Source organism: Parabacteroides faecis, assembly GCF_014647375.1.
Taxonomy (GTDB): domain Bacteria; phylum Bacteroidota; class Bacteroidia; order Bacteroidales; family Tannerellaceae; genus Parabacteroides; species Parabacteroides faecis.
Window position 1 is genome coordinate 189,067 of sequence record NZ_BMPB01000003.1, and the last position, 24,625, is coordinate 213,691.

Genomic DNA, 24,625 nt, shown 5'->3' on the forward strand with positions numbered 1-24,625 from the left:
AAATGTACACTAAATACATATTTAAAAGGTGGACTAATACACTAAATTGGTAGACAAAAAGCGGCTTTATGCTCTATAACATCTTTTCGTGCATCCTATTTACGAAGAAGTAGGCTAATTTTACACGCAATTTTGATAACATTACATACATGAAGAACAAGAATACACTGTCTGGCTTGACTGTGGCTAATTTCAGCAAGCAAATAGACGGGAAGGAGACGATGCTATGTATCCTGACCAATAAGAAAGGAGCAGAACTTACCATTACCAACTACGGTGCAAAAATTGTATCGCTTATGGTACCGGATCGGTCCGGCAAGTTAACCGATGTTGTTACCGGACATAATTCAATCGATGATTATCTGGTTTCTGAAGAGCCTTACTTCGGAGCTATCTGCGGTCGCTACGGGAACCGTATCGCCAAGGGTTCATTTACACTCGACGACGTTGTGTACGATAAGTTGGCCATCAACAATGGTCCCAACAGTCTCCACGGAGGACTCAAAGGTTTTAATTCTGTTGTATGGGATGCCAATCAGACCGATGACCAGACCGTAGAACTGAAATATACGTCAGCAGACGGTGAAGAAGGTTTCCCCGGAACATTAAAAGTAACTGTTACATACCATCTGACAGACGACAATGAAGTCGTAATCATGTATCATGCCGTAACAGACAAACCGACCGTATTGAACCTGACCAACCACTCCTACTTCAACTTATCAGGAGCAGGCGATCCGTCAGTAGCAGATCATACACTGACAATCAATGCCGATCAATATCTTCCTACGGATGAAACAGCCATACCTTACGGAGCACCGGAAAAGGTGGAAGGTACCCCGATGGATTTCCGTACCCCTTATCTGGTAGGTGCACGCATAGACGAACCGACCGACCAGTTGACCTGGGCAAGAGGCTACGACCATACCTATATATTAAATAAGGAAGAAGGCGAACTGGGTTTCTGTGCCCGTTGTCAATCGCCGAAGACCGGTATTATCATGGAAGCATATACAACCGAACCGGGTGTACAATTATATACAGGTAACTGGATGACCGGTAATTTCGAAGGAAAGAACGGACAGCGTTACCCGGCAAGAGCTGCTTTATGCCTGGAAACACAACATTTCCCCGACAGCCCGAACAAACCGGAATACCCCTCTACCGTACTCCGTCCGGGAGAAGTTTTTGAAAGCAAGACCATTTATAAATTCTCTGCTGAATAACAAATAACAAAATTAATATATCAATAATAATAAAAATATCAATCAATGACTCAAGAAAAAAAACAATGGGGTGCCATCATCATTATGATTGCACTGTTTGCAATGATCGCATTCGTGACTAACCTTTGTTCACCAATGGCTATTATCGTAAAGAACGACTTCGGGGCTAGCAATGTTCTTGCCCAAATTGGAAACTATGGTAACTTCATTGCCTATCTGGTAATGGGTATTCCTGCCGGTATGCTTATCGCCAAATATGGCTATAAGAAAACAGCTCTTATCGGTCTTGTTGTAGGTATCGTAGGTATTTTAGTTCAATGGCTGAGTGGTCATGTGGGCAAAGAGAGCGCTTTCCTGGTTTACCTAGTCGGAGCATTTATCAGCGGTTTCACTATGTGTATTCTTAACTGCGTGGTTAACCCAATGCTTAACCTGCTCGGTGGCGGTGGTAACAAGGGTAACCAGCTTATCCAGCTCGGCGGTGTATTCAACAGTACTGCAGCCGTTGCCTGCTACATCCTGATGGGAGCTCTTATCGGTGACGCAGCCAAAGCACATATTGCCGACGCAACACCGGCATTGATGATCGCTCTTGCTATCTTCGTTATCGCATTTGTAGTTATCATATTTACAAAAATTGAAGAACCCGAACAGGCACCTGTTGACACAAGCTTGATCAAGGGCGCTTTGAGCCATCGCCATTTTGCACTGGGAGCACTCGCAATCTTCCTTTACATGAGCGTTGAAGTAGGTACTCCTACTTATATTCTTCAATACCTTACAGCAAAAGGTATCCCGGCCAGCACCGTGGGTCTTATCGTAGCTGTTTACTGGCTTATGATGCTTATCGGACGTTTCGTAGGAGCTAGTATCGGAGGTAAGGTTTCCAGCCGCACAATGATCACTATCGTATCGGTTGCCACTCTTCTGTTGGTTAGCTTCGGTATGTTCTCACCTGAAACAAATACAGTTGAAGTTCCTGGTGTAGACTGGGCTTCATTAAGTGTGATCTGGCAGGAAGTTCCCGTTGGTATTCTGGCATTCCTTCTCGTAGGTCTTTGTACCAGCGTAATGTGGGGTGGTATATTCAACATGGCTGTAGAAGGATTAGGAAAATATACAGCTATTGCCAGCGGTATCTTTATGACAATGGTATTCGGTTGCGCTGTAATGGTTGCTGTTCAGGGTTGGGTTGCCGATATGACTGATTATATGACCAGCTACTGGGTTGTACTCTTCAGTGCTGCTTACATTTTATTCTATGCGGCTATCGGTTCTAAACCATCGAAAAAATCAGAATAAATAAACAATATGCCAATTTATGAAATTATCCGGTTTTACCTTATAACCGGATAATTTCTTTATTTATAACCTTTAAAAGAAATAATATCATGCAGAAAAAAATTAGAAATAAATTTCAGGAGTTATTTAATACAGAAGGTAGTGTATATGCTTCTCCGGGCCGTATCAACCTGATCGGTGAACACACAGACTATAATGGTGGTTTCGTATTTCCGGGTGCTATCGATAAAGGCATGATCGCTGAGATCAAACCGAACGGCACAGGTAAAGTTCGCGCATTCTCTATCGACCTGAACGATTATGCAGAATTCGGACTGAACGAAGAAGATGCACCAAAAGCAAGCTGGGCAAGATATATCTTCGGTGTATGCCGCGAGATCATCAAACGTGGCGGTCAGATCCAGGGATTCGATACCGTATTTGCAGGCGATGTTCCTCTGGGTGCCGGTATGTCTTCATCAGCCGCTTTGGAAAGTACCTATGCTTTTGCTTTGAATGATCTTTTCTCTCTAGGTATCGACAAATTCGAATTAGCTAAGATCGGTCAGTCTACAGAACACAACTATTGTGGTGTTAACTGTGGTATCATGGACCAGTTCGCTTCTGTATTCGGTAAAGAAGGAAGCCTGATCCGTCTGGATTGCCGTTCTTTGGAATATAAATATTTCCCGTTCAATCCGGTTGGCTATAAGTTGGTATTGCTGGATTCCGTAGTTAAACACGAACTGGCTTCTTCTGCATACAACAAACGTCGCCAGTCTTGCGAAAATGCAGCAGCTGCTATCCGTCGTAATCACCCGGAAGTAGAATTCCTGCGTGACGCTACAATGGACATGCTGAACGAAGTGAAAGGCGATATCAGCGCAGAAGATTATATGCGTGCCGAATACGTAATCGAAGAAGTACAGCGCGTACTCGACGTTTGCGAAGCTCTGGAAAAAGGCGACTACGAAACTGTAGGTCAGAAAATGTACGAAACTCATCACGGTATGAGCAAATTGTACGAAGTGAGCTGCGAAGAACTGGACTTCCTGAACGATGTAGCCAAGAAATGTGGCGTAACAGGTTCACGTGTGATGGGCGGTGGTTTCGGCGGCTGTACGATCAACCTTGTAAAAGACGAGTTGCATGATGATTTCATCAAAGAAGCATTCGAGTCTTATACAAAGAAATTCGGTCACGAACCTAAAGTTTACGAAGTAGTAATCAGCGACGGCGCACGCAAACTCGCATAATAAATTAATTCAATATCCATAAAATATCATGACAGCCGCATTTTATCAGAACGAAGTCAAATTTTTTGTTGCAGTAGATTGTATTATTCTGGGATTCAACAGTGGTGAACTCAACGTATTACTTTACAAACGGAATTTTGAACCACTAAAAGGACAGTGGTCTCTGATGGGCGGCTTTATCAAATCGGGCGAAAGTGTAAACGAAGCGGCTTCCCGAGTTCTTACCGAATGTTCCGGTATCGATCGTCTTTTTATGGAGCAGGTAGGTGCTTACGGAGATGTTACCCGCGATCTTGGAGAACGGGTTATCTCCGTAGCATACTATTCATTAGTCAATATGAACGATTTCAATCCGGAGTTGCTGAAAGAACATAATGCCGAATGGGTTAAAATCAGCGATATTCCCGAACTGATCTTCGACCACAACCAAATGATCGACGACACCCTGTCGCTCCTGAAGAAAAAAGCAGCGACACGCCCTGTCGGATTCAACCTTCTTCCGGAAAAATTTACCCTACCCCAGCTTCAAAGCCTATATGAAGCGATCTATCAGACCCCGTTAGACAAACGTAATTTCCGTAAGAAGTTAAACTCGATGGACATTCTCGAAAAACTGGACGAGAAGGATAAAAAGAGTTCTAAAAGAGGCGCTTTCTATTATATGTTCAATAAAGAGAAATACGACCGTTTACTGGATCAAGGATTCTATTTCTCCTTGTAACAAACCATCCGAATCGCGAAAATCGCCTTGCATATCCGGCTCTCTATGAGAAATATCGCTAATTAGGAAACTTTACAGAAAATGAATTGTTTGTATGATATAGCGGTCTATAAGAAGAGATTCCCTATCTTTGTGCAAAAATTAAAATAATTCATCAAAATGAACGATATCAAAGTAATGAACAGAGCAGCGGATAATATCCGCGTCCTGGCAGCGTCAATGGTAGAAAAGGCTAAATCCGGTCATCCGGGCGGTGCAATGGGTGGTGCTGATTTTATCAATGTACTATTTTCAGAGTATTTAGTCTATGATCCCAAGAACCCGGAATGGGAAGGCAGGGACCGCTACTTCCAGGACCCGGGACACATGTCTCCGATGCTTTATTCAGCCCTCGCCCTTACCGGCAAATTCACGATGGAAGAACTGTCGCAGTTCCGCCAGTGGGGAAGTCCTACTCCGGGCCATCCTGAAGTAAACGTCAAGCAAGGAATCGAAAATACCTCAGGTCCGCTGGGACAAGGCCATACTTACGCAGTAGGTGCTGCGATCGCTGCCAAGTTCCTGAAAGCCCGCCTGGGAGATGTAATGAACCAGACTATTTACGCATATATATCCGATGGTGGTATCCAGGAAGAAATCTCACAAGGTGCCGGACGTGTTGCCGGAACACTGGGGCTGGACAACCTGATCATGTTCTACGACTCCAACAACATCCAGCTTTCTACAACCGTAGAAGAAGTAACGACTGAAAATGTTGCTATGAAATACGAGGCATGGGGCTGGAAAGTGATCAGCATCAACGGAAACGATGTAAATGAAATACGTAAGGCTTTGGATGAAGCGAAGGCAGAAACCCAACGTCCTACCCTGATCATCGGTGATACCATTATGGGTAAAGGTGCCCGCGGAGCCGACGACAGCAGCTACGAAAACAAAGTCTCCACACACGGTCAACCTCTGTCTGCTGCAGGTGCATCGATCGAAGAGACAATCAAGAACCTGGGAGGCGATCCTAAGAATCCGTTTACTGTATTCACAGACGTTGCCGAACTGTATGCAAAACGTGCAAAAGAACTGGAAGCTATCGTAGCCGAACGTTATGCTGCTAAAGAAGCATGGGCGAAAGCCAATCCGGAACTGGCAGAGAAAATGCAATTCTGGTTCTCCGGCAAAGCTCCTAAACTGGACTGGGAAGCTATCGAACAGAAAGCAAACCAGGCAACACGTGCCGCATCCGCTACCGTATTAGGCGTATTGGCAACCCAGGTTGAAAATATGGTTGTTTCATCTGCCGACCTTTCCAATTCGGACAAGACAGACGGTTTCCTGAAGAAAACACATTCATTTATAAAAGGAGATTTCAGCGGAGCTTTCTTCCAGGCTGGCGTTTCCGAATTGACCATGGCATGTGTATGTATCGGTATGTCACTGCACGGTGGTGTGATCGTGGCTTGCGGTACCTTCTTCGTATTCTCCGATTATATGAAACCAGCCATCCGTATGGCAGCATTGATGGAGCAGCCGGTTAAGTTCATCTGGTCGCACGACGCTTTCCGTGTCGGTGAAGACGGGCCTACTCACGAACCGGTTGAACAGGAAGCACAGATCCGCCTGATGGAAAAACTGAAGAATCACAAGGGACACAACTCTATGCTGGTTCTCCGTCCGGCCGATGTTATTGAAACGACAATTGCATGGAAGATGGCAATGGAAAATACCGCCACTCCTACCGCTTTGATCCTTTCCCGTCAGAACATTAATGACCTGCCCGCAAAAGGAAGCCGTTACGACGAAGCTCTGCAGGCAGAAAAGGGTGCTTATATTGTAGAAAGCGATGAAAACCCGGACGTTATCATGGTCGCTTCCGGCTCGGAAGTAGCCACATTGGTTGAAGGAGCTGCACTGCTTCGCGCCGATGGCGTAAAGGTTCGTATCGTATCCGTTCCGTCTGAAGGACTGTTCCGCAGCCAGAGCAAGGAGTATCAGGAATCTGTTATTCCGACAGGAAGCAAGATTTTCGGTCTGACAGCCGGTCTGCCGGTCAACCTGGAAGGATTGGTCGGAGCCAACGGTAAGGTATGGGGACTCGAATCATTCGGATTCTCCGCTCCTTACAAGGTTCTGGACGAAAAACTGGGCTTCACCGGACAGAATGTATACAATCAGGTAAAAGAATTATTAGCATAAGAAACATAAGATAAAGCATCCCTATGGTTGCACCGGCAGGAACGCCTCGGTTCCCGTAAGCGGAACCCCGGCGTTTCCTTCATCGCGAAGCCACGGTTGCACGAACAGGAACCAGCACGGTTACTGCATCGGGAACCAACACGGTTGCATCAGACGGAACCATAGGGCCATTTGTCTACCTCTAACAGATAAAGATGAAAACACTAGGTTTATGTTGTGACCACGCAGGTTACGAACTAAAAGAGTATGTGAAACAAATACTGGACTCCAAAGGATTATCCTATAAGGATTTCGGAACCTGTTCAACAGAAAGTTGCGATTATCCCGATTTCGCCCATCCGTTGGCTTACGCTGTAGAAGCCGGGGAAGTATATCCCGGAATAGCGATCTGCGGATCAGGAAACGGTATTGCGATGACTTTAAACAAACACCAGGGAATACGGGCCGCTTTATGTTGGCAGGAAGAGATTGCACGATTGGCTCGTGAGCACAATGATGCCAATATACTTGTCATGCCCGGTCGGTTTATCAGTCAGGAGGAAGCTACCCGCGCTGTCGAAGCCTTTCTGAACACTCCTTTCGAAGGCGGTCGGCATATACGAAGAATAAACAAAATCCCGTTGTAAAAACAACGGGATTATTATATTAGTGTCACCCCCTGTGACACTATAGAGTTAACAGTTGTAGGATTATAGGGCTGATACCTATAGGTATATAATGCCAACAGCTCCATAGACCTTTGTGCCTAGGAAAACATATTATCCTTGAACTTTTCCTTTTTACGTTTCGTCAGGAAATTACGGGCCGACATCGGAAAGAGTTCCAGCAACAAGACTTCTTTCTCATTTTCGGCAACCAGGATACCGACTTCATCTATCATCGGGTTTTCCTGCATCTCATAATCCGAAGCATCATAACATTGTTCTTCCCGTTTACCGGTTATTTTCAAACGAAATTCCGGATCTATCGGTAAAGGTGTTTTTCCAAACTCTCCCCGGATCAGGGAGATAAAAGGATATACAGGTTTACTGTAGAGAGGGCAACCATTCAACTCATCCAATGCACAGGCTACAGCCTGTGAAGCGATCACCTGACTTACCGGGGTAACCAAAGGAGGTAAACCGGCATCCATACGTACCTGGGGAATCAATGACATCGCTTTCTCCAACAATTCGGGATGTCCCTGTTGCTTCAACAAAGCTACAATCTGATTATACATATTTACCGGGATCTGAGACTTCTGAACCAATTCATTCGGTTCGGGGAAGTTGAAATATTCCTCTATAGCGCGACAGAAAATGATCAGGTCGTCTTCCTTGTCATGGCGGGCAGCTTCGATAGCGTCATTGAAGAAACGGTCTATTTCGGTAGGTAATTTATCGGTCAGAGGGTTAAAGGGATTAGGAAGTTCTTTGGCGGAATCGTAAGCCCGCAGCTCCTTGCGTATCTTGAAAAGTTCGGCATTGATACGGGCGACGGCTTCCATATCGATCTCCAACTCTATTCCCATCTTCTTGCAGAAGACATAGATCAATTCGATAGCGGGTGCAGAGCAACCTCCGGCAAAATACCATATATTCGTATCGACGATATCCACACCGTTGACAATAGCAGCCAGCATAGAAGGTAGGCCGTATCCGGCAATACAACGGGTATGGAAGTCAACGGGAGCCTTCAGATTCTTCTTGAAAAGACGTATCAGCTCGGCTGTCTTTCCCGGAGTGATCAGGCCGTTGGCATCTTCCAGAGTAATAATGTCGGCACTATAATTTTCCATTTGCCGGGCTTTTTCCAGGAAATAGTCATTCTTAAAGATCGGCTTATGCAACGGGCGGCCATGCAGGGCGGCTTCTATCCGTTCCAAAGCGGAATGGTGTGGATCGATGGCATAGCAGACGGCACAATCGGCCATTCCTCCATAACGATCGGTATATTTGATAGCCGGCTTCATATTGTCGACATCGTTCATAGCATCGAAGATACGCATAATATTAATGCCCGACTCGACAGCGTTACGGCAAAGACCTTTGACGACATTGTCCGGATAAGGATTGTAGCCGAACAGGTCGCGCCCACGGCATAAGGCGGCGAGCTTGGTTGTCGTACCTACGGCTGCTTTTATCTTTTCCAGTCTCTCCCAGGGATCTTCATTCAGATATCGCATGGCAGCATCGGGAACTGCCCCACCCCACACTTCCATTGCGTAGAAACCAACCTCTTTATAGAAAGATAATACACGATCGATTTGTTGTTGTGACATGCGTGTTGCAAATGCTGACTGCTGCCCGTCACGGAGGGTGAGGTCGCGGATTAATAATTTATGTACCATATTTGTGTTTGTTTAATTTTACTTTTCTCTTGATAGAAAAGTAAACAAAAGATCAAGGCCTCAGCGGGTGAGCGTCCGTGGAGGGAGAAGACGGAGCAGCGAAGCCGGTGCAGCCTTGATCTTTTGTCTACTTTTGGATCAAGCCAAAAGTAGTTAATGTTGATTCCACCAAAGCGGGGTTGTCGTCAGATCCGGTCCCCCCAGCAATTCCAGTGCCTTCTGATACCCTTCCAGGTTATTTGTCTGGATATTGGCAGGATAACGGTAGCGTTTAGGGTAGAAATCCCAGCGGCATTCTTTGGCTGTTGCCATAGTCAAAGGAACCTGGTTCAATGGGTTGTAGTCTTTTTCTACAGCCTGATTCTCAAAGAACGGCAGACCGAGACGGCGATGATCGCTCCAGGCTTCTTCCGGTAACCAGGGTACCTGTGCAATGTATTTCTGAGTGATAATCTTCGTCAGTGCATCGTTATTGTAAGAGCCACCGCGATAGATGGAATTCTTCGGATAATTATATGTCATTGTCTTGTTTTCCTTTGTATAAGGATCGACATAATTGACTGTGTACGGTTGCGCTTCTGTCGTATGGTCAAAGCTGACAGAGGTACCTACACGATTATAATCCGTCGATGTCAGATATTGTGCAACCTGGTTTTGCAAGCCATGATATTCGAAACTGGCAGTGATGCCACTCTCATAATTCGACTTGGCGGTACCCGGAACCGTCCAACCTTTCAGGGCTGCTTCCGCCAACAGGAAATAACTTTCCCACGGACCGAAGAAGACACGTTTCTGAGTATTCATACGATACTGTTTCGACATGGAAGGATAGTTATAATTCTTTCCTGTCAGTGCACTGACCAGACCGGACAGATTATTCCATTCTCCGGCTACCCAGGTACCCCAGGTATAACGAGGATCGACCGTCAGCATCGGTTTAGTATTATCGTTCGGGTCCATCAATTCGACCGGCTGTACTTCGCTGGCCGCACCGATATAATCGGAATAAACCACCCCGTCATTCCAGCCTACCACGCTGAACAGTTTAGGTCCACGCGGATCGACATACTGAGGGATCGCATCAAAATAGAATCCGGCACACGGATCATTCGTCTTCAGCGGGAAATGTTTGTCCAGATATAACCCCATATAGGTATGAGGATCTTTCAGATGACTCTTCAGTGAGTCGGGAACAGGAAATTCGATACCGCCTAATCCTTCTGCCAGATTCTTGAAAGTGACAGACATCGCCTGTGCATTCCAGGTACGCGACATTACACTTGTCAAATCGTTCCAACCATCTTTTTCCTGTACGCCAGCCAGGTCATTCAGGGAAGAGATAAAAGTCTTGCCCGCTGCATCTTCGAACTCAGTCTTTGCCAGTTCCGGAGAGACAGCCGAAATACGCATGGCGTAACGCATACGCAAAGAGTTTGCATATTTCTTCCATTCATTGATATTTCCGGCATAGAAAGCATCTTCACCAGCCATCGGTTCCATATTAATGGAAGGATCGAGGGCAGCCTCCGCTTCTTTCAGCTCTTTCAGGATAAAGCCGTAAATAGTTTCCACACTATCATATTCGGCAGGCACACCCGTGAAAGCCGACAAAGCCGGGATCGGTCCGAAACCATCCGATACTTCCGCATTCAGGTAAGCACGCCAGATACGTGCCATCTGTATCACATTCTTATAATAAGGATATTGTTCGGCTTCGCCTTCGGCAACCTTCTTTTCACCCAGTTCGATCGCCTTGGTGGCTTTGTTCAACCAACCTACAGCGTATGAGTTACTCAGATATAGGGTAATATAGTCGTTATTGTCCGTTCCGATCGTAAAACCGCTACCCCGGTTGAAGCGGGAAGCACGGTTCCACTCGGCAATGAAGATACGTTCGGCAATCTCCGGGTTCATCTGTGCTCCGACAATAGAGCCGTTCAGGAACCATTCAGGCTTCACTTTGTCCTCACCTACCTGGTTAGGGTCTTCGTTTATTTCCTGAAAATCATTACAGGATGTAAACAAAGCGGCTATCGAGAACATGCCTGCCAGTAATATATTCTTGGTGTTCATCTTGTTTTATTTCTTTATTGTTCTTATTAAACCATCTTTAAAATCCTACCGTAACGTTGAACGTAAATGAGCGGCTGGTCGGTGCAGCCCCGTTTTCAAATCCGGTGGCATTCGTATTGGTTGCCGATACGGATTCGGGGTCGATACCCGGCAGGTTATAATGGATCATCCATACATTGTTACAAGTGGCCGACAGACGCAGGCGCTGGAACGGTGTCTTTTGTAACATGGCCCGGTTAAAGTCATAGCCAAGCGTGATGTTACGCAGACGGATATTGGTAGCATCATACGTAAACATTTCAGGCAAACCGTAGTTTCCGGTCGAACCGATACGTTCCCAATAGTTCTGATGAGTTACAGGGACTTTATTTTCCGCATAACCGTTAGAGGTCTGTACCACAGAATTAGGGACCACGAAGTCCTGACGATTGCCGTTGACTACTGTTCCGGCGGCATTACCACGGACATACAGGTTGGAAGCCGTAGCCGAATACAAGTCACCACCGATACGGAAGTCTACCAGGAAGCTAAGATTGAAACCTTTATACGCAAAGCTGTTTGTCCATCCCAGCATCCAGTCGGGACTTTGATTACCGACCTTCGATTTGCCGGTCGTGATCAGCGGCAGACCGTCTTCACCTACAATGATCTTGCCATAGTTAGGATCGTTCTTATCTTCTACACGCTGGAATGTTTGTCCGTAGATATCACCGTAATAACTACCTTGTACGGCTACGATCTGGATAGCATCCAATGTTTTTATATCATAGAGAGTAACACCCGGATACAGGTCGATGATCTTGTTCCGGTTCAGAGAGAATTGTGCCGTCGAATTCCAGCTCAATCCTTTCGGGTTATCGAGGATCGCACCGTTCAATGAGATTTCGATACCTTCGTTCTGGATATTACCGGCATTTACTTTCCGTGAACTATAACCGGAGAACGGGTCCATCGGGAGGTTCAGCAACTGACGGGTGGCGTTTGTCTTATACCAGGCAGCATCCAATCCCAAACGGTTATTGAAGAAGCGGACATCGAAACCGGCTTCCCACGATTTTATCAACTCACTGCGTACCGTAGAATCAAAAAGCACATTGCCCGGAGCAGACGTCGTATTCCCATTCTCATCCTTTCCTACCGTAAAGTTATTGTATAACTGATACGGATCGAGGTCGTTACCTACTTCTGCATAAGAAGCTCTCACCTTGGCAAAGGTAAACCATTCAGGCATCTGCCCACCCAACTTCGGAACCATATCGGAGATAACGCCCGACAAGCTGACTGACGGATAGAAATAAGAACGATTGGCTTTCGACATAGTAGACGACCAGTCGTTACGTGCCGTCACATCCAGGAACAGATAACCGTCCCAGTTCAACTGCAACGATCCATACAGCGAATTCATCTTGCGGCGGATCAGTTCGGAGGTGACTGTCGGTTTATTGATACCATTGTTCAGGGAGAAGAGGTTCGGGACAAGCAGTTCGCCTGCCGAAGCATTCATCTTCGTTCGTTTCTGCATCATCAGGTTACCACCAAAAGAAACAAATCCACCCAGACGGTCGATCAGGTTATCCTTACGGGCTGTAGCCAGGAAACTATAGTTATTTTCGTAGAATGTTTCAGAACCTTCGTTGTACAGACCACTTGGCGTTGTATTTCCACCGGCATATACTTTTTCATTTTTAGTAGTCGTATAATAGTCGGTACCACCCCGGAGTTCAATATCGAACCAATTCGTTGGAGCGTATTTCAATGCGATATTACCCAGCAAACGGTTACGGGTATCGTTGTTTTGCCGGTATTTGGTTACCCAGTACGGGTTTTCCTGCGGATTCTTCGAGGCATCCCACCAGATCATGTTTCCCTGTTCATCCACATCCTGTTTAAACTCAGCGACATTCAGTGAACGGGGCAAATTATAGATCGTGTTGAATGCATTGGAAGGATTGACACCCTGGATCGGGCGGTTGTGGGCATTCATATTGATGTAGTTCACTTTGGCATCGATCTTCCACTTTTCGGCTTCATCGAGGAAAGTGGTTGCACGCAAAGTAATATTCGTCTTGTTCAGTTTTGATTCGGGAGTGATACCGGCATCATCCGAACGGTTGATAGAAGAGAATACCGATGTCCCTTTTATATTCTGCTGGAAACTGACACCTTCATTGAAGGAAGTCCCGGTATTGAAAAAGGCATCTATATTATCATAAGTCTTTAAAGGTACCTGACGTCCGAGCCAGTCGGAGACCATCTGTCCTTCCGCTTTCGGTCCCCAGCTCAAACGCGACTGGTTATCGTAAGCACCGACCGAACCTTGTCCGAAGCTGTTCTGCAGATCCGGTTTAAGGAAAATCGATTCAGTCGTGATACCGGCATTGACCGTGATACCCAGACCTTCGTTTTTCTTTCCCGACTTAGTGGTGATCAGGATCACACCGTTACCGGCACGCGACCCGTACAAAGCGGCAGCAGAAGCACCTTTCAGCACCGTCATCGATTCGATATCTTCGGGGTTGATATCGGAAAGACCGTTACCCATATCGGCACCGGAGTTACCCCATACATCATCGACACCGCCTGTGAAGTTATCCATCGGCGTACCGTCGACTACGATCAGCGGCTGGTTGCTACCGGTCAGGGAGTTGTTACCACGCAGAACGATTTTAGAAGAACCTCCTACCCCATTACTGGAGCGCACGATCTGCAGACCGGAGACTTTTCCTGATAAGGAATTGGCAAGATTCGGTTCGCGTGACGACAGCAATTCGTCACCTTTCAGTTCCTGCATCGCGTAACCCAGTGCTTTCTTGTCACGTTTCATACCTAAAGCGGTCACAACGACTTCATCCAGCTTCTGGGCATCTTCTGCCAGTTTAACATTCAATGTAGCTTGTCCGGTGTAAGGAATATCTTGTGTGGCAAAACCAATAAAAGAGATTTGGATAATGTCTCCCTTCTTTACGCCTTCCAGAGTGAAATGACCATCCATATCGGTCATAGTACCTGTGGTAGTACCTTTTATTACAACAGAAGCCCCTGCGACGGGTCCGAACTCATCTTCTACTGTTCCCGTTACTTTCGTATCCTGTTGGGAAATGTCAATAGCAGGATTCCCGGTATTCGGATTGGCAAAGGCGTTTCCGTTGAAACCCAACGCGCCCGCCAGGAGAATCATGCTGACAGATTTGAATCTTTTCAACATACTGATGTTTTTTGTTTAATTTATTAGATTAAATGTGTTTGGCGTCAACCAACGTCATTTGGTAATATAAACAGAAAGAAACAAGCGTTGTTGCAAGATTAACATTGGGGAACAACGGGATTTGTTCCCCCTAAAAGCCTTCCCGGCGAAAGGCACAAGCTATAAATCAAAAGGAGGATGAAAACTCTTTTTTATTGGTTATTCAATCAGAGCATAACTTTTTTTTATTTTTAATCACAAATACTTGTAACGGATTTGTGAAAATAAAGAAGAAAGAACCTTCTTCCTACATAGTCTGGCAAAGAACTATCAATTTAGCTACTTGCCATGGATCATCAAAATGAATGGATTGCTCTTTTACCAGCTGACGGATGGCTGTCCGATGAGTATCGGGATAGAGTTTTAAGAATGATTTGAGGTTACTGAAAGATACTTGCTGTCCATCCAGATAAATTCGATAGGTATTTTGGTAATCCTTTTTATATACACTGTTATCCGGATTACTAAGTCCTTTGTTTTGCATCAAAGACATATCAAAAGATGCTTGTCCTCCGGCTTGAGAGACTACTCCCATAGCACCACGTTTACCTTTATAATATAACTTTATTTTCCAATCGACCAGCAATATTCGGTCTCCAGCGGGAATACATTCAAAGAAACGGACACCTTCATGAGCCGGGACGAACTTCCGGTTCCCGATCCAGAGAGTATCTATATTCGAAGTGTTATACATCATTTGGTATTCATTACCGTCTTTGTAGTATAATTCCTGTTTTTCACAATCATAATTGAACTGAGTTTCTATATAGCTCTTATCGGTCAACAAGATCTTTCCATTGATAAACCGATCGAACAGGAAAACATCCGAAGACATTTCTACTGTTTCTTGCGCACTTAAAATGAAAGGGAATGTAAACAAAATAAGGAGCGTTTTGAAAAGAAAATATATTGTTTTCATTGTATATTATAGATTGAAATCACATTTATATAATGAAATAAAGGCTGCCGAAAATTTCTCGACAGCCTTTGTTATTATATAGCATTATGCTAATGTTTATTACAATGCATTACCATTATGATTCTCAGCAGCAGTTGTACGCCCTGTCCACCACACCGGTGTGTCATACGTATTTTTATAAGCAACCTTTGCAAAATTTTCTGCATTATTAGTCAACTCACTGGATGGGTAGAACATACGTTCCTGGAATACAACGTTAGGAGTAGCAACAAATGGCAGTTCTCCGTCAAAGTCTTTCACCAAACGACGTGCTTCATTATAAATTTCATATGGATTCATGATATTCATATGGCAGAACTTCTGGTCGAAAATAAATTTTAGTTTATCCTTTGTTGATGCCAAAGCAACAAATTTATTAGCTGCGAATTCTTCATAATCAGCCAAATGTTCTTCATCCAACTCCGGAGCCTTAGCCTTTGCTTGAACGTACAAAATACTTGGCAGAGAAGATTCATTATAACTCATTGTTTTATTCACATTGTAATAGAAGCGAGTAGAAGCATCAATAGCTTTCTTAATACATCCTTTAACATCAATACTACCAAACTCACCCGGCCAACGCACTGCGGCTTCAGCTAATAGCAAGTTTGTTTCCGTTGAACCCATCACTGGAAATTTCATATCAAAATTGAAATAAGTACGACGATTATACATCGTAGGAATACGTTCCGGATTCCACGGATTTGTAACCACATCGTTAAAATTATACATATCAGTCAATTCCTGTTCTGTATAATATTTAGGAAGCTCTGCTTCTGCTTCTTCCATTGTTAATGGCAAACCTATATAACGTCCATGAATATCAGTTTGGAACATGGCATACAGACGTGGGTCAAAATCGTGACGAGTGATACCATTTTCATCGCCCGGTTGATATTCATAATTCATGATATCTTTAATAATTGTTGCCGGTGCCCCTGATTCATATCCACGTTCATCCAACCCACGGAAGAATGTCACCTCGAAAGCATGTGTCTTATCTTGTTCTTCAAAACCAAGATCATGTGAATATTCTGTCAACATACGATTTTCGGCAACCAACTCTTTAATAGTCGAAAGAGCTACATCCGATTTCACATGACAGAGACGCATTGCCATACGCAAACGCAAAGAATTAGCCATACGAATCCATTTGTCCAAATCACCATTACACAAAATATCTACGGATGAGAACTTCGACTTTTGTGCATCAGTCTGAAACTGGAAAGCTGTTAAGTCGGCAGCTGCACTTTTTAGAGTTTCCATGATATTCATGTAAATCTCTTCCTGCGTATCGTATTTAGGATAAAACAGTTCTTGAAAAGCACCACCGGCTTCCGAATAAGGCATATCGTCGTACAAGTCTGTTGCACGCTGGAATGCATAAGAACGGATGATATCACTACAAAGCATATACACTTTGTTTTGTTCCTGTTCCTCCTCCGTCATGTCTGCATATAATAATTTCATGCCACTGAGTTCTTTGCTATAATTGGTACAAGTCTGCGTAAAAATAAACTCATTAAATGGAGTACCTGACCAACCATCCCAAGGACGAACAATCGTATTATTTTGGGTCTTATCCAAATATAATGGGCTGACACCTAATCCCAACATCTTACCAAAGCCTCTCATATAATGGTAAGTCGCACCATAGTCATAACGGAACAAATGCCCTTTTGTTTGAGCAGATGCAAACAACAAACTGAAGTCAGCTTCTGTCAATTTATCCGGATTATAAAATTTTTCATCCAGCGTGTCACATGACACCATTGCTCCAGTTACGGCAACGCCCAAAGCTAAACTGGTTATATATTTTCTGATTGTATTCATACTTTGTTATACTGATTTAGAATGAAACATTAAGACCCAAACCAAAACTACGGACACCAGGGATACTACTAACCTCTGTAAACGAGTTAGTACCTTGTGTAGATTCCGGTGTTACATTCGGAATTGCCTTATAAATATAGCACAAGTTGTTTGCAAAAGCATTGATACGTGCACTTTGAATCTTGAATTTTGACAAGAAGCTTTTCGGTAAATTGTAATTAAACGACAAAGAACGCAAAGCTATATAATCACTTTTATAAATCTGATCTTCTGACAAATCCATACCTCCTTGCCAGTATAACTGGCTATAATATTGTTCAGCAGTAATCAGTTTTTCATTCTGTTTTCCATCACTCGTTACACCCGGTGTGATTACACCATCATGCAGGATGAATGGATAAAATGAATCAGCAGGAACAGCTGCAGAGTGGCTATCTAACAGGATACGCTCTCCAGCAGTATTCACATAATAAGGCAGACCGCCACGTGCTTCATCACGATACTTTAATGATTCAACACCGGAACCATTACCCAACAAAAACATGTTTGTCTGAGAAATCATAGTTGCCCCGAATTGGAAGTCAAATACAGCACTCAAAGAAAAATCTTTATATGAAAGACTAGTTGTAAGACCACCAACAACATCCGGAGTAATTTTTCCAACTTTGATCATCTGTGTTTTATCAAAGTCCCAAACACCGGTTCCCTGATTAACGATACGGTTGCCATTTTCGTCACGCTGATATGGATAAATATAGATTTCACCATATTCACCATTAGGAATACTCCGAACAGAAGCACCCGTTGCACCCCACATATCCAACTGATTGATACCTTTACCTAACTTCTTTACTTTTGTTGAATAATTTGCCAAATTAAATCCGACTTCCCATGTCCAGTCTTTAGTCATGATCGGCTTTGTATTTACAGAAAATTCAATACCACTCTGAGCGATATCACCAGCATTCATACGAACCTCTGTCAAACCAGAAGAAGAAGGTACTGTTAACTTTGTGATCTGGTCATAGGTATTATTATGGAAGAAAGAGAAATCTACGCCGATACGGTTACCTGGTAAAAATGCACCTTCCAAACCAATTTCATATTCACGCTTACGTTCAGGTTTCAAATTGGGAACCGGGAATCCGCCATTGGCAGAGGCGAAGTCTGCAGGTGGCAAATAATCCGGTAAAGACATGGTAGGCTGTCCACCATACGCACCTAACGAGAAGTCTACGTTTCCATAATAACGAGGTCCAGGGCGACCTACATCGGCCCAAGAAGCACGTACCTTACCAAAGTTCAAGCTTGGAATATCGAATGCTTCCGTGAAGATCCATGATAAACTGGCTCCTGGATAAAAATAATGATTATTTTCAGGAGGAAGAATAGAAGACCAGTCATTACGAGCCTGAATTTCCAAGTAAACCTGGTTGGCATAAGCTAATTGAGCAGAAGCGAACACACTTAACAACAAATCATTTCCACGGGTACGACTTGAACGAGGACCAAAATCCTCACGAGTATTACTCAAAGAAAACCAGTTTTCAATAGCGAAAGTTTCCTGCACAGATTGTTCCTGATATTCTTCTTTATTATACTTAACAGCACCACCGACCATAGCTGACAAATCCCAAACATCATTAAATGTCTGATTGTAATTAAAAGAAGACTGGCCATACATAATCATATTACGTTTACTTGCAATCTGATACCAACCTTGCTTATTTTCATAAGACAACGGTTTGCTGACATGTTGCTTAATTTCCTGATCAGAAACTGTCCAGTCAATACCTCCCAACGTAGTCCAGGAGAACTTATCATTGAATGTAACATCAACGTTCAATGACTGAATCAAGTGATTACGGTCATAGTCATTTGAATTACGTAATTGTGCCCAATAATAATCAGAGAAATAACTGGTATAAGGAGCCATCTGCGTAACTGAATTATTCATGCTGAAATAATTGTAACCTTCATCTGTCAAATACATATCTTTGATCAGGTTGACATCCTGTTCACGCGGGAAACCATAGGTTGCAAAACTTTGCATGGCGTACGGAGCATTATGATCCTTCGTATTCGAAAAGTTGGTGTTCATTTTCACCTTAATCCAATCGTTTGCTTTCAGGTCTGCAGCAAAACTAAATGAGTGAGCTTTGTTATCTGCACCATAAGAGATAGCATTGTAATCACGATAGTTGTATGACAAACGGAAAGATCCCAAATCACCTCCATTGCTCAATGCAAAATTCACATTAGTCTGACCACCTGTACGGTACAAATCCCTTTGATTATTTCTCTGAGCAGAATAAGAATGATACTGTCCATCCCACCATAATAACTGACGGCCATCCAAACGCGGACCAAAATTATAACTGGAACCTCTCCACAATGACTCAACTGTTTGTCCGGTATTTGGATCGGTCATTGTATAGAAACCATCTTTGGAGATTTCTTTTAAAGCAGCAGTACCTGCACTCGAACCTGTACCGAATTCATTCTGTAATTCAGGCAGATAAGCAGCAATATTCCAAGAATGATTGATACCAAAATCAATACCTAATCCTTTTTTACCGCCGGTTTTAGTAGTAATCAACATAACACCATTAGCACCTTCCGATCCATACAAAACGGCCGCTTTTGCACCTTTCAGGATTTCAATAGAAGCGATGTCTTCCGGATTGATGTCATTCAAACCTGTACCATGGTCACCACCGGTACGGCTATTAGTAGACTGTCCTGTATTTTCATCATGAATAGGAATACCATCCACTACAATCAATGGACGAGTAGAAGAATCTTCTGTCAAAGAAATAGCATTACGAACTTTAATGTTCATACCACCAGAAGGACCGGAAGCAGTAGATTGTAACTGCAAACCAGAAGTTTTACCATACAAAGCTTGCATAGCATTCATCGGCGTACCTGCTTCAGTCAGTTCCTCACCTTTTACACTACTTACTGAATAACCCAGTGCTTTCTTTTCGCGTTTGATACCCAAAGCTGTTACAACAACTTCGTCCAGTTTCTGAGCATCTTCAGCCATTTTCACTTGTAAAGCAGGTTGACCAGTATACTTGATTTCCTGGGTAGCATACCCGATAAAAGAAATCTGAATAATGTCACCGCTCTTCACACCTTCCAATGTAAAGTTACCGTCCATATCGGTAATCGATCCATTAGTTGTACCTTTCACTACGACAGATGCTCCGGCAACAGGACCGAATTCATCTTCAACTACTCCCGTCACTTTCCCATTCTGTTGGGAAATACTGGTTTTTGGCATTGCTGCAACCGTATCCGCAGACACATATCCGGGGATACCTAGTGTTCCGGCTAACAGCAATAAGCCCACAGGCTTAAAGTTTTTCAACATAATTGATGGTTTTATTTGAACATAAAATAGACACTGCTTTGGCGAAACAATGGTCTGTTCTAAATCTCTTTGGATATAATTCGCAGTAATATTTTAGAAACTAGTGTGTATTTTAGTTGGCGTTACCTCAGTTCTAAAAGGACTATAGTTATTTCGGTTAAAAATAAAAAGATGGATATAAGTACTAAAAGAACTTAAGTAATTATAGCTAATTATTTAGAAATCTGCCTATTGCATAATATGTTGTTTTGTAGTATGATATGAATTTTATGTATATATCTCACTTTGCAAATAGAATTATCTTTTCCTGATTTTTGAGTAAAATATAGACACCTTATAAATGTTAACAGGAAAATGTAATCATATTTCTTCAGAGAAGTTTTGTAAATCTATATTAACATATGAACCGTAAATCAAGTGTCCTGTTAACTTAATTACGATGGATTATTGTTAGCCAATGTGTTAAAAACAAAATCTTGTGATAATTTTTTGACGAAAAATAACACTGGGTAATAATTATTTCATATATTTGTCGCGGATATAAAATGTACAGAGTTCTTTTAGAACTATGATGATCGCTAAACACAATTTTAGACAGATATTAAATTACAAGAGATATACAATAATACATCAAATTAAACATAGAAGTGCTTATTCGCCAAAATAACACTTCAGTAATCTAAAAACTATCAATTATGTTGAAAAACTTAAAGCCTGTCAGCTTAATTCTGATCGCTGGCGCACTCGGTTTCTCAGGGAGCGCATATGCAGATCTGATGCCAAGTAAGCAAAGTACCGGGATTACCCAACAGAATGGGAGAGTCACCGGAGTAGTAGAGGACAACTTCGGACCCGTTGCCGGAGCCTCTATAGTTGTGAAGGGAACCACAAATGGTACCATTACCGACGTGAACGGTAATTTTACACTGGAAAACGTGCAAAACGGAGCCACCATCCAGGTCTCGTTTATCGGCTACGCCACACAGGAAATCCGGTATACCGGACAGCCCTCTCTTCGTGTGTCGTTAAAGGAAGATTCACAAGCTCTGGATGAAGTGGTTGTTACCGCTTTGGGTATGAAACGCGAAACGAAAGCATTGGGATATGCCGTTACCGAATTAAAAGGTGAAGAATTGCTGAACAACGCAATCAATCCGGTTTCAGCTTTACAGGGTAAAGTGGCAGGGGTTGAAATTGCCGGTTCCGACGGTGGTATGTTCGGTGCGACCAAGATCCAGATCCGTGGTGCATCTACACTGGGTAAAAACAACCAGCCTATTTATGTAGTAGACGGCGTTATCCTGGATAACGCGATCCGCGACGGGGATGCAGACTGGACAGCTCATAACTACGACTACGGTAATGAGTTGAAGAACCTGAACCCGGACGACTTCGAAACAGTGTCTGTTCTGAAAGGTGCAGCCGCTACCGCCCTTTACGGTTCACGCGGTTTGAACGGTGCAGTCGTTATCACGACGAAATCGGGTAAAGGCAAACAGGGTATCGGGGTGAATGTTTCGCAGACGTTCGGTATCGACCATATGTTCAAACAACCGAAGTTGCAGAATAAATACGGACGCGGAAACTATACCGGTAATGTCGGCTATGGTGAAACCGATGCCAGTGGAAACTATTATCTGTATGACAATATCGGCCAGTTCCATCTGAATTCAGCCGGCAATCCGACTCTTACAGGCGGAACAGGTCGCCATTGGGGACCTGCATTCGACGGACGCGACATTGAAAACTATGACTATTCGACAATTGCCTACAGTCCGGTTGAGAATAACTTTAAGGATGCGTATAATTTAGGATTCAACAGCAATACGAACGTATCCGTCAGCGGTAGCAGCGAAAAGACCTCTTTCTATACTTCTCTGTCTTATAAGTATGCAAGCGGTACATTACCGAACAACAGCTTCGATCGTACATCGTTCCTGGCTAAGGCATCCCATAAGATTACCGACAAGATCGAAGTGGAAGCATCTATTGCTTTCGCCAATTCAAATCCGAAGAATGCGCAGCCGAATATCGGTGAGTTGTTCGTAGACGGTACCTGGGGACGTACATACGATACACAGTATTTCCGTAAACGTTATAAAGGAACTCACGGCGGTCTGGCAAGTGCCAGCTATGGCGACGAATACGGTAACAACCCGGGAAGAAGTACCTGGTGGGCGATTTATGAAAATGACTATTCGCAGAAAGAAACTTCTGTACGTCCGACATTGGTATTGAATATGGAACTGACCGACTGGATGAAATTCCGTGCGGAAGGTAACTACAACTATTATTACAGACGTTACGAGGAGAAACAGCCCGGTTCCGACTATGCAAACAAGAAGAGCGGTTATTATGGAATGGGACTGTATACAAAGGAACAGACCAACCTGAATGCCGCGTTTACGTTCAACAAGAGTGTGGGCGATTTCACATTCGGCGGGTTCATCCGTGGTGAATATTTCAACAATATGCAACAGACCATGGCTGAAAATACAAACGGCGGTCTGGTTGTTCCTAACCAGTATTTTATTGCCAACTCTATCAATACACCGTCTTACAGCGGTAAGATAGAAGGGGAAAAACGTATGCTGTCTTTATCCTTCCAGGCAAGTGCCAGCTGGAAAGATCAGCTCTTCCTGGATGTGACCGGACGTAATGACTGGTCGTCTGCCCTGGTTTATTCGGATACACATGGTAACTACTCCTATTTCTATCCGTCTATTTCCGCATCCTGGCTGGCTCACGAAACGTTCCGCGAACAGCTTCCGGAATGGATCTCTTTTGCCAAACTGCGCGGATCATGGGCACAGGTTGGTAATGACACGGATGCTTATACGATCAACTCGGCTTATTCATTGCTGACTGCCCAGTTACAAGGCGGCGGTAACGTATATGCTCTGAGCATCCCGTCGACAGCTTATTCTACGAACCTGAAACCGGAACGTAAAAATGCCTGGGAAATTGGTCTGGACTGGCGCTTCCTGTCTAACCGTATCGGTATCGACATGACTTATTATAAGGAAAATACAAAGGACCAGATCATGTCGATCAGCGTTCCGGGTATCTCCGGTATCAGCAACCAGCATATCAATGCCGGTAATATCGAAAACAAGGGGCTGGAAATAGCCTTGAATACAACACCGTTCAAAAACAAAGACTGGCAGTGGGATTTGAACTTTACGTACACCAAGAACAACAATAAAATCGTTGAACTGCACCCGAATGTAGCCGATTATATAGAGTTGTCCGGTAGTGTCGCATATGGAAACTATCGCATTGGCTCGGTGGCAAAAGTAGGTGAATCTTACGGGGTATTGATGAGTGACTCGAAAGCAAAGATCGACGAAAAGACCGGCTTGCCTATATTGAACGCTACTTCTTATTATGGTGGCGACAGAGGTATGCATGCCATGTATTACCAGCGTAGCGGTGAAGCGGAAGTGGTTGGTTCGATGGTTCCTGACTTCCTGGGTTCTGTAAGTACTTCGCTTACGTATAAAAATTGGAGCCTGCGTGCTTTGTTCGATATGCGTTTCGGTGGTTATGTAGCGTCTTATGCAAACCGTTACGGTCTGGCATACGGTTTTACGGAAAGCTCCCTGAAATGGCGTGACGCAGAAAACGGCGGTATGAGCTATACTTCCATCTGGGACGGTCAGCAGTATAACGACGGTTTGATTCCGGTAGGTCTGATCGAAGGCGGAACATCTATTCCTCTTCCTGACGGAAGCGCTTATACGGTAGCTGCCGGTGGCGAAACATACCAGGCTTTGTATGACAAGGGTCTTGTAGACCCGCAGCATGCTTCGGCATGGCATTACTGGAACAATGCATGGGGGACAGGTGTCGTGAACGACGATTGGGTGAAGAAACTGAATTACATCGCAGTACGTGAAATCACCGTATCTTACAGAATGCCTAACAAGATTGCACACAAACTGGGGGCACAACATCTGAACCTGTCGGTATCCGGACGTAACCTGGGTTATCTGCTAAACACGATGCCGAATAAGATCAACCCGGAATCTGTCCGCGGTACATCTGCTTCCGAGTTCCGTATCCGTTCTTTCAACGGCTTGACTGCTAACTACACATTTACTATTAATGTTGGATTCTAAACAAAACAAGAAACTTT

General features: G+C 43.9%; 13 protein-coding genes. 7 read left to right on the forward strand and 6 right to left on the reverse strand.

From position 1 onward, the window contains the following. Positions 1-149 precede the first annotated feature (149 nt). The 6 genes from IEY67_RS05170 to rpiB all read left to right on the forward strand — a co-directional run bounded on the left by IEY67_RS05170 (position 150) and on the right by rpiB (position 7,297). Positions 150-1,226, forward strand: a complete 1,077-nt coding sequence (locus IEY67_RS05170) for an aldose epimerase family protein (RefSeq protein ID WP_183669368.1) — start codon at positions 150-152, stop codon at positions 1,224-1,226. Positions 1,227-1,271: 45 nt separating this feature from the next. Beyond that, positions 1,272-2,528 carry an MFS transporter gene (locus tag IEY67_RS05175; RefSeq protein ID WP_122354955.1) on the forward strand — a complete coding sequence of 419 codons (1,257 nt, stop codon included), beginning with the start codon at positions 1,272-1,274 and terminating at the stop codon, positions 2,526-2,528. An 89-nt stretch (positions 2,529-2,617) separates the two neighbouring features. Next, positions 2,618-3,763 (forward strand): galactokinase, encoded by a 1,146-nt coding sequence (gene galK / locus IEY67_RS05180; RefSeq protein ID WP_183669366.1) that lies wholly within the window; start codon positions 2,618-2,620, stop codon positions 3,761-3,763. A 28-nt stretch (positions 3,764-3,791) separates the two neighbouring features. Then, a complete protein-coding gene (locus IEY67_RS05185) occupies positions 3,792-4,484 on the forward strand; it encodes an NUDIX hydrolase (protein WP_122362549.1) in 693 nt (230 codons plus the stop codon). Positions 4,485-4,643: 159 nt separating this feature from the next. Then, entirely contained in the window at positions 4,644-6,671 is a 2,028-nt protein-coding gene (locus IEY67_RS05190; protein WP_183669364.1) for a transketolase family protein, read from the forward strand. A gap of 194 nt (positions 6,672-6,865) precedes the next feature. Further along, a complete protein-coding gene (rpiB, locus tag IEY67_RS05195; protein ID WP_122362551.1) occupies positions 6,866-7,297 on the forward strand; it encodes a ribose 5-phosphate isomerase B in 432 nt (143 codons plus the stop codon). 119 nt (positions 7,298-7,416) lie between these two features. Here the strand turns inward: rpiB and IEY67_RS05200 are convergent, their stop codons facing one another. The 6 genes from IEY67_RS05200 to IEY67_RS05225 all read right to left on the reverse strand — a co-directional run bounded on the left by IEY67_RS05200 (position 7,417) and on the right by IEY67_RS05225 (position 20,487). Further along, complete coding sequence (locus IEY67_RS05200; protein ID WP_183669362.1) at positions 7,417-9,000, reverse strand: hydroxymethylglutaryl-CoA lyase-like TIM-barrel protein; 1,584 nt, start codon at positions 8,998-9,000, stop codon at positions 7,417-7,419. A 153-nt stretch (positions 9,001-9,153) separates the two neighbouring features. Further along, positions 9,154-11,073, reverse strand: coding sequence for a SusD/RagB family nutrient-binding outer membrane lipoprotein (locus tag IEY67_RS05205; RefSeq protein ID WP_122362553.1), 1,920 nt, complete (start codon positions 11,071-11,073; stop codon positions 9,154-9,156). Between the two features lie 37 nt (positions 11,074-11,110). Then, positions 11,111-14,278 carry a SusC/RagA family TonB-linked outer membrane protein gene (locus IEY67_RS05210; RefSeq protein WP_122354961.1) on the reverse strand — a complete coding sequence of 1,056 codons (3,168 nt, stop codon included), beginning with the start codon at positions 14,276-14,278 and terminating at the stop codon, positions 11,111-11,113. A 286-nt stretch (positions 14,279-14,564) separates the two neighbouring features. Continuing rightward, entirely contained in the window at positions 14,565-15,236 is a 672-nt protein-coding gene (locus IEY67_RS05215; protein WP_183669360.1) for a hypothetical protein, read from the reverse strand. Positions 15,237-15,335: 99 nt separating this feature from the next. Beyond that, positions 15,336-17,108: a SusD/RagB family nutrient-binding outer membrane lipoprotein gene (locus IEY67_RS05220; RefSeq protein ID WP_122374227.1), complete on the reverse strand. Its 1,773-nt coding sequence runs from the start codon at positions 17,106-17,108 to the stop codon at positions 15,336-15,338. A 16-nt stretch (positions 17,109-17,124) separates the two neighbouring features. Next, on the reverse strand, positions 17,125-20,487 hold the full coding sequence (locus tag IEY67_RS05225) for a SusC/RagA family TonB-linked outer membrane protein (protein ID WP_122374226.1): 3,363 nt from the start codon (positions 20,485-20,487) through the stop codon (positions 17,125-17,127). A 695-nt stretch (positions 20,488-21,182) separates the two neighbouring features. Here IEY67_RS05225 and IEY67_RS05230 point away from each other — a divergent pair. After that, positions 21,183-24,608 carry a SusC/RagA family TonB-linked outer membrane protein gene (locus IEY67_RS05230; protein WP_122354967.1) on the forward strand — a complete coding sequence of 1,142 codons (3,426 nt, stop codon included), beginning with the start codon at positions 21,183-21,185 and terminating at the stop codon, positions 24,606-24,608. Positions 24,609-24,625: the final 17 nt, after the last annotated feature.

Coding starts and splice junctions, on each gene's coding strand:
- IEY67_RS05190 (WP_183669364.1), top strand. CDS start 4,644: ATGAACGATATCAAAGTAATGAACAGAGCAGCGGATAATATCCGCGTC.
- IEY67_RS05215 (WP_183669360.1), bottom strand. CDS start 15,236: ATGAAAACAATATATTTTCTTTTCAAAACGCTCCTTATTTTGTTTACA.
- IEY67_RS05175 (WP_122354955.1), top strand. CDS start 1,272: ATGACTCAAGAAAAAAAACAATGGGGTGCCATCATCATTATGATTGCA.
- IEY67_RS05220 (WP_122374227.1), bottom strand. CDS start 17,108: ATGAATACAATCAGAAAATATATAACCAGTTTAGCTTTGGGCGTTGCC.
- IEY67_RS05225 (WP_122374226.1), bottom strand. CDS start 20,487: ATGTTGAAAAACTTTAAGCCTGTGGGCTTATTGCTGTTAGCCGGAACA.
- IEY67_RS05170 (WP_183669368.1), top strand. CDS start 150: ATGAAGAACAAGAATACACTGTCTGGCTTGACTGTGGCTAATTTCAGC.
- galK (WP_183669366.1), top strand. CDS start 2,618: ATGCAGAAAAAAATTAGAAATAAATTTCAGGAGTTATTTAATACAGAA.
- IEY67_RS05185 (WP_122362549.1), top strand. CDS start 3,792: ATGACAGCCGCATTTTATCAGAACGAAGTCAAATTTTTTGTTGCAGTA.
- IEY67_RS05205 (WP_122362553.1), bottom strand. CDS start 11,073: ATGAACACCAAGAATATATTACTGGCAGGCATGTTCTCGATAGCCGCT.
- IEY67_RS05200 (WP_183669362.1), bottom strand. CDS start 9,000: ATGGTACATAAATTATTAATCCGCGACCTCACCCTCCGTGACGGGCAG.
- IEY67_RS05230 (WP_122354967.1), top strand. CDS start 21,183: ATGTTGAAAAACTTAAAGCCTGTCAGCTTAATTCTGATCGCTGGCGCA.
- rpiB (WP_122362551.1), top strand. CDS start 6,866: ATGAAAACACTAGGTTTATGTTGTGACCACGCAGGTTACGAACTAAAA.
- IEY67_RS05210 (WP_122354961.1), bottom strand. CDS start 14,278: ATGTTGAAAAGATTCAAATCTGTCAGCATGATTCTCCTGGCGGGCGCG.